A 15,703-nucleotide genomic window follows, 5' to 3' on the forward strand; every position below is an offset into this window, starting at 1 on the left:
CCCCGTCGTGATCCAGGTCCTCGTCGCGCTGCTCGCCGCCGTCGTCGTCATGGGGGTGACGGCGGCGGTGAGCAAGCGGGTGGACCGCGTCGCGGTGGTCGACGTCGCGTGGGGGTCGTCGTTCGTCGCGATCGCGCTCGTCCTCGCGCTGGTCTGGCCCGACACGCACTCGTGGCTGCTCGCGCTGCTCGTCACGGTCTGGGGCGGACGGCTCGCCTGGCACATCCTGCGCCGCTCGCACGGCGCCGGCGAGGACCCGCGCTACGAGAAGATGCTCGGCGGGCCCGGCTGGCACGCGGGTGCGGCGAAGGTCATCGTCCGCGTCTTCCTCACCCAGGCCGTCGTCGCCTTCGTGATCTCCGCGCCCCTGCAGGCCGCGGCCATCGGCGACGTGCGCTGGTGGCCGGTCGTGTGGCTGGGTGTGGTCGTGTGGGCCGTGGGCCTCTTCTTCGAGGTCGTCGGCGACCGCGAGCTCGCAGCCTACAAGGCGAAGCCGAAGGAGTCCCGGCCGAAGATCCTCGACACCGGCCTGTGGGGATGGACCCGCCACCCGAACTACTTCGGTGACGCCTGCGTGTGGTGGGGCCTCTGGATCGCGGGCGCGGTCTCGCTCGGCTGGCTCCCCGGCCTGGTGACGGTCTTCGCCCCGATCGCGATGACGTTCTTCATCCGCAACGTCACCGGCGCCAAGCTGCTGGAGAAGACCATGTCGCAGCGCGAGGGCTGGGCCGAGTACGCCGACCGAGTGCCGCTGTTCTTCCCCCGCCCGCCGCGCCGCTGAGGCGTCGTACTGTGCGGGCATGGGCCTGAGCGCGCAGGAGGACACCAACCGACGGATGCTGCGCGCCCGCGACGAGATGGACCGCCGCTACGCCGAGCCCCTCGACGTGCCGACGCTCGCGGCGATCGCCCACCTGTCGCCGTCACAGTTCGGGCGGGTGTTCCGGTCCGTCTACGGCGAGACGCCGCACCGCTACCTCCAGCGCCGCCGGGTGGAGCGGGCGATGACGCTGCTGCGGCAGACCGACCGGTCGATCACCGACGTCGCGTGGGACGTCGGCTTCGCCAGTCTCGGCACCTTCAGCCGCACGTTCAGCACCGTCGTCGGCTGCTCGCCGACGCAGTTCCGTGCGCAGCACCCGCCGGTCGCGGTGCCGTCGTGCTTCCTCGCGACGTGGACCAGGCCGCGCGACTTCTCGGCGTCGGCGGCAGTCCCCCGAGATAGCGCTTTCGGAGAAGCACGAGGAGGTCGGCGCCGCATAGCGTCCTCGTCATGACCGCCAATCACATCTCCTCCCTCCACATCCGCTCCGTGCCCGTCCTCGACCAGGACGAGGCGCTCGACTTCTACACGACGCACCTCGGCTTCGAGGTGCGCGACGACATCGACATGGGCTTCATGCGCTGGCTCACCGTCGGCGTCCCCGGCCAGGACACCTCGATCCTGCTCGAGCTCGTCGGCGGCCCTCAGCACGACGAGGCCACCGCCACCCAGGTGCGCGAGCTGGTGACCAAGGGCGCGCTCGGCGGCATCTTCTTGATCAGCACCAACGTGCACGCGACCTACGCCGCCCTCCGCGACGCCGGCGTCGAGATCACCCAGGAGCCGGTGACCCAGCCCTACGGCACCGACTTCGGCATCCGAGACCCGTTCGGCAACCAGATCCGCATCAACCAGTTCAACACCGCCTCCGCCGACGAGATCCAGGACGCCTACCAGGAGACCAGCAGCTGATGTCCTACCCGCCACCGCTCTACGACGGCGACTCCGGTGAGGTCTCGGCCCGCGTCACGCGGGCCGGGGTCGCGCCGGCGCTCGTCTACCCCAACGGCAACCGGGTCTTCTACCTCGCCCAGGGGTCGGGCACGCAGGGGACGTTCGGGCTCTACCGCTGGGAGTTCGCCGGGCCGCCGAGCGGACCGGGCGCGCACTTCCACCGCACCGTCACCGAGTCGTTCTACGTCCTCGAGGGGACCGTCACGATCTTCGACGGCTCCGAGTGGGTGCCGTGCCACGCCGGCGACTTCGCCCACGTCCCCGCCGGCGGGATCCACGGCTTCCGCAACGAGGACGGCCCCGCGAAGATGCTCCTCCACTTCGCACCCGGCGCTCCGCGCGAGGCCTACTTCGAGGGCCTGGCCGCCGGGATGGGCGACCTCGACGGCGAGGCGTACGACGCGTTCATGCGCGAGCACGACAACCACTGGGTCTGACGCCGGCTCGTCCCTGCACGTGGTGACGGTCCGGACGTCCTGGGCGGTGGCGCGGGCTCCGGGCGCGGGCGCCGGCGCCGGCGCCGGGCTGGAGTCTCCGGATATCCGGTGACTCCCGCTGGATCATGGAGTCCCTGAGCCATCCGGTGACTCACGGACTCCATGATCCTTGCGGACGACGGATCAGGCCGGGGGTCGGGCGACCTGTTCCGCGAGTCGCGCCGGGGCCTGGAGGCAGTAGGAGTCGGTCAGCAGCTCGGCGAGCTCGTCCCAGTCGATCCCGGCCTCCTCGTCGAGGACCATGCCGATGGAGTTGCCGCCCCAGCCGGAGCGGAAGTAGGGGTGGCCCATGTGCTCGAAGGCGGCCACCTCGTCGGGCTCGCCGCGGAAGGTGATCCGGAAGACCTGGTCCTCCCCGCCGAAGACGTGCGCCACGGTGGCGCTGCCCACCCGCCACCGGGTGCCGGTCCACGCCGGCTCCTGCGCGCACCGCGGCAGCGCTCCGAGCACGGCGTCGATGCGCAGCACCCACTCCTCGGGCACGAGCGGTCGGTCGGCGAGGGCCACGGCGTACAGCCTGCCGCCGGGCCCCGACACCCACCGCCGTCTGAGGACGTGGTGGACGGGTCCCGGTCGGATCTCCGTCCACCACGTCCTCAGACAGCCGGCACTAGTACGACTTGGGCAGCCCGAGGGAGTGCATGGCGACGAAGTTGAGGATCATCTCCCGGCTCACCGGGGCGATCCGGCCCGCGCGGGCGGCGACCAGCATGCCGGCCATGCCGTACTCCTGCGTGATCCCGTTGCCGCCGTGGGTCTGCACGGCCGCGTCCACGGCGTGCACAGCCGCCTCGGCAGCGGCGTACTTCGCCATGTTGGCCGCCTCGCCCGCCGCCATGTCCTCGCCGGCGTCGACCAGGGCGGCGGCCTTCTGGGTCATCAGCCGAGCCAGCTCGTTCTCGATGTGCGCCATCGCGAGCGGGTGGGCGATCGCCTGGTGGGAGCCGATCGGCGCCTGGAAGACGGTCCGCTCCCGGGCGTACGTCGACGCCTTGCCGAGCGCGTGACGGGCCAGGCCGGTGGAGAAGGAGGCTGCCATGATCCGCTCGGGGTTGAGGCCGGCGAAGAGCTGGACGAGCCCGCCGCTGCGTCCGGAGCCTGTCGAAGGGTCCTCGTCGCCGACGAGGGCGTCGGCGGGCAGCCGGACGTCGTCGATGAACACCTGGAACTGCAGCTCCGGGCTGACGATCTCCATCGGGATCGGGGTGAACTCGAAGCCCGCCGCGTCGGTCGGCACGACGAACAGGCACGGCTCGAGCTTGCCGGTCCGGGCATCCTCGGTGCGCGCGACGACGAGGACGTGGGCTGCCTCGTCGACACCGGAGATGTAGACCTTCTGGCCCTTCAGCACCCACTCGTCCCCATCACGTCGGGCGGTCGTGGTGATGTTGTGCGAGTTGGTGCCGGCGTCGGGCTCGGTGATCGCGAACGCCATGGTGGCGGTGCCGTCGCAGATGCCCGGGAGCCAGCGCTGCTTCTGCTCCTCGGTGGAGTAGCGGGCGATGACGGTGCCGCAGATCGCCGGGCTGACCACCATCATCAGCAGCGGGCAGCCCTGGGCGGCGAGCTCCTCGCACACCGCGGCCACGTCGCCGATGCCGCCGCCCCCGCCGCCGTACTCCTCGGGGATGTTGACGCCGAGGTAGCCGGCCTTCGCGATCTCCATCCACAGGTCCGTGGTCTTCTCGCCGGCGCGGGCGCGCTCGACGAACCAGTCGCGGCCGAAGCGCTGCGCCAGGCGGGCGACCTGCGCCCGCAGCTCGATGCGCTCCTCGGACTCGGTGAAGCTGCTCATGTCCATCTCCTCGGTTTCGACACGCTCGCTGGCGCTCGCTGCTCAACCAGCGGGCGGGTGGGTCTCGACGACGGCCAGGACCTGCCCGGACGCGACCTGCACGCCGGGCTCGACGTCGATCTCGGCGACCGTGCCGTCGTGCGGTGCGGTCACCGTGTGCTGCATCTTCATCGCCTCGAGCACCAGGATCGGGTCGCCGGCGACGACCTGGGCGCCCGCGTCCGCGAGGATCCGGACGACGGTGCCCGGCATCGGCGCGAGCAGAGATCCGCTCGCCACGGCGTCGGCGGGGTCGGTGAAGCGCGGCACCTCGCGCAGACGGACGGACCCACCGGCCCCGTCGACGTAGACCTCACGCGTGGCGGAGCGCACCTCGATGTCGATGAGCCCGTCGTAGCGCACGGACACGCCGTCGACCTCGAGCCGGGCGTGCGTCGGCGACACCTCGAGCACCGCCACGCCGTCGACCACGAAACCGTCGCGGGTGCCCCACCACTCGACCGGCTCGTGGCCCTCGAACGTCGTGCGCTGCGGCTGGCTGACGACGTTGCGCCAGGCGGCCGGGACGCCCTGCTGGACCGTACGCCGCGCGGCGTGGTCCGCGGCCAGCATGAGCGCACCGGCGACGACACCGGGCCGGGAGTCGCTGGGAGACTCAGCGGAGATCGGGCGCGACTCGAGCCACGTCGTGGTCATCTCGCCGGCGATAAAGACCGGGTCGGTGAGGATCTCGACCAGCTGGTCGCGGTTGGTGGTCACGCCGTGGATCCGGGCCCGCCTGAGGGCACCCACGAGCATCCGGATCGCCTGCTCGCGGGTCGGCGCCCAGGCCATCACCTTGGCCAGCATCGCGTCGTAGAAGGTCGACACCTCGGTGCCGGACGCGAAACCGCTGTCGACCCGGACGCCGACCCGGTCGAGCGGGCCGAACTCCACGTCGGCCAGCAGGTCGAAGGTGACCAGCCGCCCGCTCTGGGGGACGTACGCCGCGTCCTCGGCGTAGAGCCGCACCTCGATCGCGTGCCCACCCCTCAACGGCAGGACGTCGGGCAGCCCACGGCCCTCCGCGACCGCGAGCTGGAGCTCGACGAGGTCGACCCCGCGGTGGAGCTCGGTGACGGGGTGCTCGACCTGGAGGCGGGTGTTCATCTCGAGGAAGAAGAAGCGGTCCGCGGCAGCGTCGTAGAGGAACTCGACGGTGCCGGCGCCGCGGTAGCCGATGGCCACGCAGAGCTGGTCGGCCGCCTCGGACATCCGGTCCCACGTCTGCGACGGCAGGCCGGGCGCGGGCGCCTCCTCGACGACCTTCTGGTGCCGTCGCTGCACGGAGCAGTCGCGGCTGCCCAGCACGAACGCGCCGTTCTCCTCCGCCACCACCTGCACCTCGACGTGGCGGCCGGACTCGACATAGGGCTCCACGAAGACCGTGCCGTTACCGAAGGCCGATGCGGCCTCGGCGCGCGCTGCTCCGACCTCGGCGTCGAGCCGGTCGAGGTCGCGGACGATCCGCATGCCGCGACCGCCACCTCCGGCGGAGGCCTTCACCAGCAGCGGGAGGTCGCCGGCCGTCGGGGCCGTCGGAGCCGAGAGCACCGGAACTCCGGCCCTCGCCGCGATCTCCTTCGCGCGGACCTTGTCGCCCATCGCTTCGATCGCCTCCGGCGGCGGGCCGACCCAGGTCAGCCCGGCGTCGATGACGGCGCGGGCGAGGTCGGCATTCTCCGAGAGGAAGCCGTAGCCCGGGTGGACCGCGTCGGCGCCCGACCGTCTCGCGGCCTCGACGACCAGGTCGATGCGGAGATAGGTGTCGGCGGGCGCGTCGCCCGGCAGGCGTACGGCATGGTCGGCCAGGGCGACGTAGGGCAGCAAGGCGTCGGCGTCGGAGTGCACGGCCACGGTCTCGATGCCGAGCCGCCGACAGGTGGTGAAGACGCGGGTGGCGATCTCACCGCGGTTGGCGACGAGGAGTCTGCGGATCACCTGAACACCCCGTAGCCGTCGGCGCCTCTGACCGGGGCGTTCTCGATGACGCTGAGGCAGATCGCGAGGACGGTGCGGGTGTCGCGGGGGTCGATGACGCCGTCGTCGTAGAGCATCCCGGACAGCGCGTAGGGCAGCGACTGCTCCTCGACCATCTGCTCGACCATCGCGCGCATGCCGGCGTCGCCCTCCTCGTCGTAGGTCTGTCCCTTGGCCTCGGCAGCCGCGCGGGCCACGATCGAGAGGACGCCCGCGAGCTGGGCCGGACCCATCACCGCGGACTTCGCGCTGGGCCAGGTGAAGAGGAAGCGCGGGTCGAAGGCGCGACCGAGCATGGCGTAGTTGCCGGCGCCGTAGGACGCGCCCATGATCACGCTGAGGTGCGGGACCGTGCTGTTGGAGACCGCGTTGATCATCTGCGAGCCGTGCCGGATGATCCCGCCCTGCTCGTAGTCCTTGCCGACCATGAAACCGGTCGTGTTGTGCAGGAAGAGCAGCGGGGTGTCGGAGGAGTTGGCGAGCTGGATGAACTGCGTCGCCTTCTGCGCCTCCTCGGAGAAGAGCACCCCCTGGGCGTTGGCCAGGATGCCGATCGGGCGGCCGTGGACCTGCGCCCAGCCGGTGACCAGCGAGGTGCCGTAGAGGGGCTTGAACTCGTCGAACGACCGGCCGTTGTGGGCGCTCGCCCCGTCGACGACCCGGACGATGACCTCGCGCGGGTCGAACGGCTCCTTGAGGTCGGCCGGGACGAGGTCGAGCAGGCCCTCCGGGTCGGCGTCGGGGTCGGCGAAGGGGTGGAGGCTGGAGTCACCGGATATCCGGTGACCGCCCCGCTTGTCGGCCGAGATCTGGGGGGCGAAGCGGGAGACTCGGGCGCAAAGATCGGACCTCCGCCGGTTCAGCCGGGCCACGATGCGGCGGCCGATCCGGATCGCGTCGTGCTCGTCCTCGGCGAGGTAGTCGGCCAGGCCGGAGACCTTGGCGTGCATCTCGGCGCCGCCCAGCGACTCGTCGTCGGACTCCTCGCCGGTCGCCATCTTCACCAGTGGCGGACCGCCGAGGAACACCTTCGCACCCCCGCGGACGAAGACCGTGTAGTCGCTCATCCCGGGGACGTAGGCCCCGCCGGCGGTCGAGTTGCCGAAGACCAGCGCGATGGTCGGCTGCTTGCGTGCGGACGACCTCGTCAGGTCGCGGAAGAGCCGGCCACCGGGGATGAAGATCTCCTTCTGGGTCGGCAGGTCCGCGCCGCCGGACTCGACCAGCGAGATCGTGGGGAGGTTGTTCTCCTCGGCGATCTGGGAGGCCCGGAAGATCTTCTTCACCGTCCAGGGGTTGGAGGCGCCGCCCTTGACCGTCGGGTCGTTGGCGCTGATCAGGCACTCGACGCCCTCGACCACGCCGATGCCCGTCACGACGGACGCCCCGACGGTGAAGTCGCTCCCCCAGCCCGCCAGCGGGGACAGCTCGAGGAAGGCCGAGCCCGGGTCGAGGAGCAGCTCGATCCGCTCGCGGGCCGTCAGCCTGCCGCGCGCGTGGTGGCGCTCGACGTACGTGGAGCCCCCGCCGGCCACCGCGACCGCGTGCTGCGCGTCGAGGTCGGCGAGCTTGTCGAGCATCGCCTCCCTGTTGCTCACGTCTCGAGCACCGCCTTCATCCGCTCGAGGGTGGTGCGCATGCCTCGCCGGTTGGTGCGGCCGCGCAGGGCTCCGAGCACCGCCCAGTAGAGGCGGGTCGGCAGCGACGGCTCGATCCGGAAGTACTCCGTGACCAGGGTGCCGCCGTCCTTCGGCTCCAGGCGGTAGCCCCAGTTGTTGACGGTCATCGAGTCCGAGCCGACGGAGAACTCGAAGACCTCCTCCGGCTCGCACCTGGTGACCTTGCAGCCGGACCAGTAGGTCGGGCCGACGCCGTTGCGCTTCACGTGGCCCTTGAAGTGGGCCCCCACCTCCGGTCCGGTCGAGCCGCGGGTCCACCTCGCCTCGAAGGTCTCCGGGCTGAACTCGCCGATCCGCGTCACGTCGCTCACGAGGTCCCAGACCTCGGCCGGCGGCGCGTCGATCCAGACCGAGACCTCGTCACCGAGGGAGGGCAGCTTGATCATGGGGTGTCTCTTCCAGTGGTGGGGGTGGTGGATTTCGTCGCGCCCGTCGCTTGCTCAATCTCCCCTCGCGACCTGTCCGGCTCGTTCCTCGCCAGCCCCTGCTCGGTGATCACAACAGCGAGTCCTCGATGGAGACCAGCCGCGAGCGCAGCCACTCGCCGAGTCCCTTGGCCTGCGGGTCGAAGCGCGTCGAGGCGGCGACGCCCTGGCCGAGCAGCCCGTGCACGACGAGGTTGACCGCACCGAGGTGGGGCAGCAGCCACACGTCGACCTCGAGGTCCGCGGCCTCCGGCAGCAGCGCGCCGATCCCGCGCGGCGACATCATCTTGAACAGCCACTGCACGCGGGCGTCGTACTGCTCGCGGGGCACGTCGTCGTGCGCGACCCAGAGGCCGATGTTGGCGTCGCCGCCCTTGTCGCCGGAGCGCGCATGGACGAAGGTGCCGAGCGGCAGCCGGCGGGTGAGCACGTCGGTCCGACCCGGGTACGGCGACGGGCGGGCGCCGGGTGCCTCGCCGTCCGAGGCGTAGCGGCCGGGGTCGGCGACCACCTCGCGACGACCGTCGGCGTGGACGACCGTGTGGGTGACGTCGGCACGGTCGACGTGGTCGGCGCGGTAGACGCCGAACGGCGTCGCGGCAGCGGGCGGTGCGGTCATGGTGAACCCGGGGTAGGAGCCGAGCGCCAGCTCGACGAGGGCGGAGGTGAAGGCGCGCCCGACCGGGTCGGGCGAGGGGTCCTTCACCGTGCACCGCAGCAGGGTGGAGGCGGACTCCTCGGTGGTGGCATCGGCGGGTGGGAGCACGACGTCGGACCACACGACCTCCGCCGCGGTGAGCCGTGGCTCGAGCTGGGAGCGGACCCACTCCGCCTTGGCCTCGACGTCGAGACCGGTCAGCACGAGCTCGGCGCTGTTGCGCCACCCGCCGAGCTCGTTGACGCAGACCTTGAGCCGCTCGGGGGGAGCCTCGCCGACCACGCCGCTGATCCGGACCCGGTCCTCACCGTCCGGGGCGAGCCGGACCGAGTCGAGGTGCACCGTGACGTCGGGACCGAGGTAGCGGGTGGACTGGATCTCGTAGACCAGCTGCGCGGTGACGGTGTCGACGGTGACCGCGCCGCCGGTGCCGGCGTGCTTGGTGATGACGCTCGACCCGTCGGCCGCGACCTCCGCGACCGGGAAGCCGAGCGGTCGGTCGCGGTGCGGGAGGGAGAGGAAGCCGCTGAAGTTGCCGCCGGTCGCCTGGGTGCCGCACTCGATGACGTGACCGGCCACGACGGCGCCCGCCAGCTCGTCGTACGCCGTCGGGCTCCAGCCGTGGTGCGCGACCGCGGGACCGACCACGAGCGAGGCGTCGGTGACCCGGCCGGTGACGACGACGTCGGCGCCAGCACGCAGGGCGGCGGCGATGCCGAAGCCGCCGAGGTAGGCGTTGGCGGTGAGCGCGCCCTCGAGAGAGAGGTCGCGGACGTCGTCGCCCTCGACGTGGGCGATGGCGGGGTCGAGACCGAGGCCGCCCGCCACCTCGCGCAACCGGTCGGCGAGCCCGGCCGGGTTGAGCCCGCCGGCGTTGGCGACGATCCGCACACCGCGCTCGAGCGCCAGGCCGAGGCAGTCCTCGACCTGGCGGACGAAGGTGCGGGCGTAGCCGAGCGTGGGGTCCTCGAGCTGGTCCTTGCCGAGGATGAGCATGGTCAGCTCGGCGAGGTAGTCGCCGGTGAGGACGTCGAGCTCCCCGCCCTCCAGCATCTCGCGCATCGCGCTGAGCCGGTCGCCGTAGAACCCCGAGCAGTTGCCGATCCTCACGACGGCGTCCTCCCCTCGCCCGGCGGGCCGGCGAAGGCCTGCGCGATGTCGAGCCAGCGGTCGACGTCGGCGCCGGAGGCCATGAGGTCGGTGTCGTCACGGTGGATCCGCTGCGTCACGAGCCGGCAGAAGTCGCCCGCCGAACCGGTCAGGGTCTGCTCGGCGTCCTCGGGTCCCCAGCTCCACACGTCGTCGCCGGGGGAGAGCAGGTCGATGCGGAACTCGCCGGCCGGCGGCTCGAGCCCGCGCACCCCGAACGCGAAGTCGCGGGTGCGCACGCCGAGGTGCGCGACGTGCCGGATCCGGTCGGTGTCGACCGCCAGGACGCCGAGCCCCGCGTGCACGTCGAGGCCGTGTGCCCACGTCTCCATCAGCCGCGCCGTCGCCATCGACGTCGCCGACATCGGCGGCCCGAACCACGGCATCCTCTGGCCGGTGGGGTACGCCGTCAGCGCGTGGTGGAGCTCGGCTCGCGTGCGGCGCCACCGGTCCACCAGGTCGGGCTCGCCGGCGATCGCGCGCGCCTGCTGGTCGACGTAGCCGCCCAGGTCCGTCAGCGCATCGGCCGCCATCGCCTCGACCAGCATCGCGTCCCAGGCGTCCTTGTCGGTGGCCGCCGAGAGCGCCGCCTCGTCGGTCCACGTGAGGTGCGCGACCTGCGCCGCGACGTCCCACCCGGGCGCCGGGGTCGGGGTGTGCCACCCGTCGGCGTCGAGGTCGGCGACCAGCCACTCGAGGGCGTCGCCCTCGGCCTCGAGGTCGGCCAGCACCTGCGTGAGCACGTCGGTCATGCGGTCAGCTCCTTGCCCAGCTCGCGATCGAGCACGTCGGCCCACTCGCGGAGGATCCGGCGCCTCCGAGCGGAGTCGTCGGTGATGGTCGAGGCGAGGGCGAGCCCCCGGACCAGGTCGAGGGTCGCCTGCACGAGCTCGCGCACACCGGGCCGCGACTCGTCGGCGCCGAGCGCCGCGACGGTCAGCCGGTGCGTCTCGCGCCCGACCCGCTGCTCGAGCGGCGCCACGGCGGCGAGCAGCGCCTCGTCGGTCCGCGCGGCGACCCACAGCTCGAGCGCCGCGGTGAAGACCGGCGAGGCGAAGTGGTCACCCAGCATCTCGACGACCGCACGGAGCCGCGTGCGCCGGTCCGCGGCGGTGGCGACGGGCTCGGCACCCAGCTCCTCGAAGGCGGCCGACAGCTCGGCCCCGCGGCGCTCGGTCAGGTGCTCGACGGCGGCGACGACGAGCGCGTTCTTGGTCGGGAAGTGGTGCAGCTGGGCGCCGCGGCTCACGCCCGCACGCTCGGAGACGAGCGTCGTCGAGGTCCCGGCGAAGCCGCGCTCCACCAGCAGCTCGAGGGTCGCGTCCAGCAGCCGGGCCCGCATGGCACGGGTCCGGTCGGCCTGCGGCACGCGCACGGCGTGGGGCTGGGCGGTCACCGGCCCAGCCTGACGGCGTACGCAACAAACAGTCAAGCCTGACTCTTAGTGGCCAGACCGTACGCGCCTGGATGCGCCGCAGGTTCCTCGCGATGGGATGACCCCTCCTCGGGATGTCTGGGGACGTCCTGGTCGGGAATCCCCCGATCCACCGACCAGAACGTCCCCAGATATCCCGCGGGCGGTCAGTCCAGCCGCGCCACCAGGGGAAGTCGGGAGCGGGCGGTCAGCCCGACGATCGCGGCCGTCAGCAGCGGCAGCGCGAGCACGATGACGCCGATCAGGAGCCACGGGATGTCGAGGAACGGCCCCTGCTCCGGGGCGCCGGTGATCGGCACGGACGTGAGCGGTCGCGAGATCGCGACGCCGGGGATGAAGCCCACCCCCGCGCCGAGCAGCGCGCCGACGAATCCGATCACGAGGGCGTACGCCGCCGCCACCCGTCGCCGGGTCCGTGGCGCCGCCCCGACCGCGGACAGCGTGGCGAGGTCGGGCCGCGCGTCGGACAGGGCGAGGAAGGTCGCGGTCAGGGTGCCGCCGAGCATCAGCACCCCGGCCAGCACGGCCAGGACCAGCAGCACGATGAACGCATAGGGCGCACGCTCGTAGCCACGCTCGACATAGGTGTAGGTGCCGGCCGCCGCGCCCTCCACCTGCTCGGCGATGCGGGTCTCGGTGGCCTCGTCGAGGTCGCCGCTGAGGCGCAGGCTGGTGGTGGTGACGTCGAGGCCGAGCTCGTCGGCCACGACGGTGGGCAGGATCGACGACGACGGGGCCCAGCCCCAGTCCTGTCCGTCCCAGGCGATGAACGCGGCCGGGACGGCGTCCGACGTCCTCGACTCGGCCAGGTCGCCGTCCGCGCTCCACGTCTCCTGGGTCACGGCGACGTCGCCGTCGAGGTCGGCCGACACCGTGAAGACCACCGCACGACCGGACGACAGAGCCGCGTCGATGGCGTCCGCCGCCGGGCCCTGCACGCCGAGCTCCGCCGCGCTGTCGGCCACGGCGATCGCGGCGCCGAGCGTCCTCAGGCAGCACTCGTCGAGCGCCTCCTGCGCTGCTCGATCCCCACGCGACTCGAGCATCGTCGAGGTGTAGCCGTGGGGGTCGTAGGGCTCGTCCAGCCCGCGCCACGTCGTGGTCCGTACGTCGGGTGCCGCCCGGTGCACGGCCTCCTCGATCCGGGCCCACGCCGCCGTCGCGTCGGGCAGCTCCTCCCCGGTCAGCACCTCGGGCGCCCAGCTCACGTAGCCCGATCCCATCGGCGCCTGCGCCTGGTAGGTGCGCACGTTCTCCAGCTCGTCGCTGGCGTTGGCGATGCCCAGCGCCACCACGCCTGCCACGGTCGCCGCGACGGCGGCCACGGCCGGGACGGTGCGGGTGCGGTGGCGCGCGGCGTCGCGGGCGGCGTACCTCGCGGTGAGCGGGAGCCGGGACGAGAGGCGCGCGATGGCGGCCACCACCACCGGCACGACGAGGACCATGCCGAGGACCGAGATGACGGCGGAGGCCGCGATCCACACCCCGCCGTCACCGCTGTCGGAGGTCAGGGCTCCGTAGACCGACGCGACGATGCCCAGGACCAGCATCACCAGCCCGATCACCGGTGTCGAGGCGCGCGGGCTGCGATCACCCCGGCGCCCGGCCAGCACGGCCACGACGTCCTGGCGGCTGGCGAGGTAGGCCGGCACGACCGAGGCGAGGAACGCGGAGGCGAGGCCGAACGCGACGATCGCGGCGAGGTAGGGCCACGGCAGCTCGAACGGCCCGAACCACCTCTCGTCGAAGCGCTGGGCGAGCGGGAGCACCGCCCACCCCAGCACACCTCCGAGGAGCAGCCCGACGAAGGAGGCGACGAGCCCGAGCACGACGCCGCTGCCGAGGATGACGCGGCGGGCCTGCGCCGGCGTGCCGCCCGACGCGGCGATCAGCGCGAGCGTGCGGGAGTGGCGCCGGGCACCGACGGCGAAGGCCGGTCCGGCCAGCAGGACGACCTCGATCAGCGCCATCACCACGATGAGTCCGATGACGGCGATGGCCTGGTTGCGACCGCTGTCGGACGCGGCGGCGTCCTCGAGCGCCTGCGGGAGCTCGGGTGGGTCGGCCAGCACGGCGCGTGAGGTGACCACCCCGCCGATCCCGTTGAGCTCGCGGACCTGCGACCAGGTGACGGGCCCCGCACCGACCAGCCACTCGCGGACGTTGGCCGCTTCGGAGGGGAGGTCGTCGGCCGAGGCGAGCAGCAACGGCTCGTCACGGAGCGTGGCGTCACGACCGACACCGACGATCGTCAGCTGCTCGCCGCCGACGTTGACCTCGTCGCCCATCGCGAGCCCGCGGTCGAGCGTGGCCTGGTTGACCACCGCCTCACCCGCAGTCCGGGGCAGGTGGCCGCTGTCGAGCGCGAAGAGGGGGGCCGCCAACGGGTCGGCGAGGTCGACGCCCGTGGTGGTGAGGAAGACCACGCGCTCCCCCACCCGGGCGCGGGACCAGGTGCTGGTGATCGGCACGAGCCGCGCGTCGTCGCCGAGGACCGCGCGGAGGTCGTCCTCGGTGATGGGGTCGTCGGCGTCGACGTCGCCGACCTGGGTCCAGGTGCCCGAGCCGGGGTCGGGCGCCTGCAGGATCTCGCCGCGACCCTCGGTGCGCACCCGCGCGTCCGCGGCGCCGAGCGTCCGGTCGACTCCCTCGAGGCCGCTCACCTCGGCGGTCTTGATGACGATCGCGGTGGCGCTGACAGCCAGCACGGGGAGGCTGATCATCACCAGGACCAGGATGCTGCGGCCGCGGTGGCGCAAGGCGTCGCGCCAGGCGATGCGCAGGGCGGGTCGCCAACCGCTCACCGTCCCGACTCCTCGACCAGCAGTGCCTCGGGCTCGTCGGCGCCGGTCTCGTCGACCACGACGCCGTCGCGCAGGAAGACCACCCGGTCGGCCCAGGCGGCGTGCCGGGCCTCGTGGGTCACCATGACGCCGGCCGCGCCGGCGTCGCAGCGGGCGCGGAGCAGGCGCAGGATCTCCTCGCCGGTGTCGGTGTCGAGGGCGCCGGTGGGCTCGTCGGCGAGGATCAGGCGGCGCTCGCCCACGATCGCCCGTGCGATCGCGACCCGCTGCTGCTGGCCACCCGACATCTCGTCGGGGAACCGGTCGGCGAGGTCGGGGATGCCGACCTCCTCGAGCGCGGTCAGAGCGAGCCGACGGGCCACCTTGCCCTTCTCGCCGTCGAGCTCGCGCGGCAGGGCGACGTTCTCGGCGGCCGTCAGCGCGGGGATCAGGTTGAAGTCCTGGAACACGTAGCCCACCGACGTACGACGCATGCGTGCGCGTCCGGCGTGGTCGAGCGTGGCCAGGTCGGTGCCCTCGATCCAGACCGAGCCGGCGGTCGGGGCGTCGAGGCCGCCGGCGAGGGTGAGCAGGGTCGACTTGCCGGAGCCGGACGGGCCCATCACGGCGACGAGCTCGCCGGGGTGGGCGCGGAAGGTGACGCCGCGCAGGGCGTGGACCTCGGTGGCGCCCTCGCCGTGCACCCGGGAGGCGGCGGCGAGGTGGAGGACGGCGTTCATCGGGCGACTCCATCGGAGGTCTCGGGCGTGGCCGTGGGCGTGGCGTGCGCGCTGGCGGCGGGCCGGTCGGCGGCGGCACGGCGCAACCGGGCCTCGCAGTGGTCGAGCCACCGCACCTCGGCCTCGGCGTCGAAGACGAGGGAGTCGAGCACGAGGCTCCACGCCAGGTCCTCGGGCGCCTCGGGGTTCGCCGCGCGGCCGGTGCGCTTGAGCCGGGTGTAGTCCTGCAGCGAGGTCATCGTGGCGCTGCGCTGGCGCTGGATGATCGTGGCGACGTCCACGCCGGGCAGGGTCACCGCGATGGCGAGCTTGATGGCCAGCTCGTCTCGCGGCGGCTGGGTGCGCGGCACGGGCGTGGCGAACCACTCCGAGACCTCGCTGCGCCCGGACTCGGTCGCGCGGTAGCTCACGTGGGTGCGGTCCGAGCCGTCCTCCGCGGCCGACTCGACGACCTCGACCATGCCGTCGCGCTCGAGGCGGGTCAGGGTCGTGTAGACCTGACCGATGTTGAGCGGCCAGGTCTCACCGGTCCGCTGCTCGAACTCCGCCCGCAGCTGGTAGCCGTACATCGGCCCCTGCTCGAGGATCGCCAGCATCGCCTGACGGATCGACATCGTGCGCCTCCACCCTCACCACGCCCCCTGCGGGCGTTGGATACCGGGTATGTATACCACGTATGCATGCCGCGTCCCCATCCCGCCACTCGGGGTAGTCCAGTGGCACACGGTCGTCGGACGGGCCTTCGG

The 15,703-nt window shown here is 72.6% G+C and carries 15 protein-coding genes; 4 read left to right on the forward strand and 11 right to left on the reverse strand.

Going from position 1 to position 15,703, the window contains the following annotated elements:
* Nucleotides 1-7 precede the first annotated feature (7 nt).
* The 4 genes from IEZ25_RS18775 to IEZ25_RS18790 are packed head-to-tail and all read left to right on the forward strand — an operon-like array spanning nucleotide 8 to nucleotide 2,214.
* A complete protein-coding gene (locus IEZ25_RS18775; RefSeq protein ID WP_318152325.1) occupies nucleotides 8-781 on the forward strand; it encodes a DUF1295 domain-containing protein in 774 nt (257 codons plus the stop codon).
* Between the two features lie 19 nt (nucleotides 782-800).
* Nucleotides 801-1,277, forward strand: a complete 477-nt coding sequence (locus IEZ25_RS18780) for a helix-turn-helix domain-containing protein (RefSeq protein WP_191200997.1) — start codon at nucleotides 801-803, stop codon at nucleotides 1,275-1,277.
* Complete coding sequence (locus IEZ25_RS18785) at nucleotides 1,274-1,735, forward strand: VOC family protein (protein ID WP_191200998.1); 462 nt, start codon at nucleotides 1,274-1,276, stop codon at nucleotides 1,733-1,735. Before IEZ25_RS18780 ends, IEZ25_RS18785 begins: the two co-directional genes overlap by 4 nt.
* The gene (locus IEZ25_RS18790; RefSeq protein ID WP_191200999.1) at nucleotides 1,735-2,214 is read left to right on the forward strand and encodes a cupin domain-containing protein; all 480 of its coding nucleotides are present in this window, start codon (nucleotides 1,735-1,737) and stop codon (nucleotides 2,212-2,214) included. The genes IEZ25_RS18785 and IEZ25_RS18790 overlap by 1 nt, the downstream gene beginning before the upstream one ends.
* Before the next feature lie 183 nt (nucleotides 2,215-2,397).
* Here the strand turns inward: IEZ25_RS18790 and IEZ25_RS18795 are convergent, their stop codons facing one another.
* From IEZ25_RS18795 to IEZ25_RS18845, 11 genes are all read right to left on the reverse strand, one after another.
* Nucleotides 2,398-2,781 (reverse strand): MmcQ/YjbR family DNA-binding protein, encoded by a 384-nt coding sequence (locus IEZ25_RS18795; RefSeq protein WP_318152326.1) that lies wholly within the window; start codon nucleotides 2,779-2,781, stop codon nucleotides 2,398-2,400.
* A gap of 103 nt (nucleotides 2,782-2,884) precedes the next feature.
* Nucleotides 2,885-4,069 (reverse strand): acyl-CoA dehydrogenase family protein, encoded by a 1,185-nt coding sequence (locus IEZ25_RS18800; RefSeq protein ID WP_191201000.1) that lies wholly within the window; start codon nucleotides 4,067-4,069, stop codon nucleotides 2,885-2,887.
* Nucleotides 4,070-4,111: 42 nt separating this feature from the next.
* Nucleotides 4,112-6,049: an ATP-binding protein gene (locus IEZ25_RS18805; protein ID WP_191201001.1), complete on the reverse strand. Its 1,938-nt coding sequence runs from the start codon at nucleotides 6,047-6,049 to the stop codon at nucleotides 4,112-4,114.
* A complete protein-coding gene (locus tag IEZ25_RS18810; RefSeq protein WP_191201078.1) occupies nucleotides 6,046-7,668 on the reverse strand; it encodes an acyl-CoA carboxylase subunit beta in 1,623 nt (540 codons plus the stop codon). Before IEZ25_RS18810 ends, IEZ25_RS18805 begins: the two co-directional genes overlap by 4 nt.
* 14 nt (nucleotides 7,669-7,682) lie before the next feature.
* A complete protein-coding gene (locus IEZ25_RS18815) occupies nucleotides 7,683-8,153 on the reverse strand; it encodes an SRPBCC family protein (protein ID WP_191201002.1) in 471 nt (156 codons plus the stop codon).
* 109 nt (nucleotides 8,154-8,262) lie between these two features.
* A complete protein-coding gene (locus tag IEZ25_RS18820; protein ID WP_318152328.1) occupies nucleotides 8,263-9,960 on the reverse strand; it encodes an acyclic terpene utilization AtuA family protein in 1,698 nt (565 codons plus the stop codon).
* Nucleotides 9,957-10,751, reverse strand: coding sequence for a TIGR03084 family metal-binding protein (locus tag IEZ25_RS18825; protein WP_191201003.1), 795 nt, complete (start codon nucleotides 10,749-10,751; stop codon nucleotides 9,957-9,959). The genes IEZ25_RS18820 and IEZ25_RS18825 overlap by 4 nt, the downstream gene beginning before the upstream one ends.
* Entirely contained in the window at nucleotides 10,748-11,395 is a 648-nt protein-coding gene (locus IEZ25_RS18830; protein WP_318152329.1) for a TetR/AcrR family transcriptional regulator, read from the reverse strand. Before IEZ25_RS18830 ends, IEZ25_RS18825 begins: the two co-directional genes overlap by 4 nt.
* A 185-nt stretch (nucleotides 11,396-11,580) precedes the next feature.
* Complete coding sequence (locus tag IEZ25_RS21945) at nucleotides 11,581-14,238, reverse strand: FtsX-like permease family protein (RefSeq protein ID WP_191201004.1); 2,658 nt, start codon at nucleotides 14,236-14,238, stop codon at nucleotides 11,581-11,583.
* Nucleotides 14,235-14,957: an ABC transporter ATP-binding protein gene (locus IEZ25_RS18840; protein WP_191201005.1), complete on the reverse strand. Its 723-nt coding sequence runs from the start codon at nucleotides 14,955-14,957 to the stop codon at nucleotides 14,235-14,237. Before IEZ25_RS18840 ends, IEZ25_RS21945 begins: the two co-directional genes overlap by 4 nt.
* The gene (locus IEZ25_RS18845; protein ID WP_191201006.1) at nucleotides 14,954-15,571 is read right to left on the reverse strand and encodes a PadR family transcriptional regulator; all 618 of its coding nucleotides are present in this window, start codon (nucleotides 15,569-15,571) and stop codon (nucleotides 14,954-14,956) included. The genes IEZ25_RS18840 and IEZ25_RS18845 overlap by 4 nt, the downstream gene beginning before the upstream one ends.
* Nucleotides 15,572-15,703: the final 132 nt, after the last annotated feature.

It is taken from the genome of Nocardioides hwasunensis, from assembly GCF_014779665.1.
Lineage (GTDB): Bacteria > Actinomycetota > Actinomycetes > Propionibacteriales > Nocardioidaceae > Nocardioides > Nocardioides hwasunensis.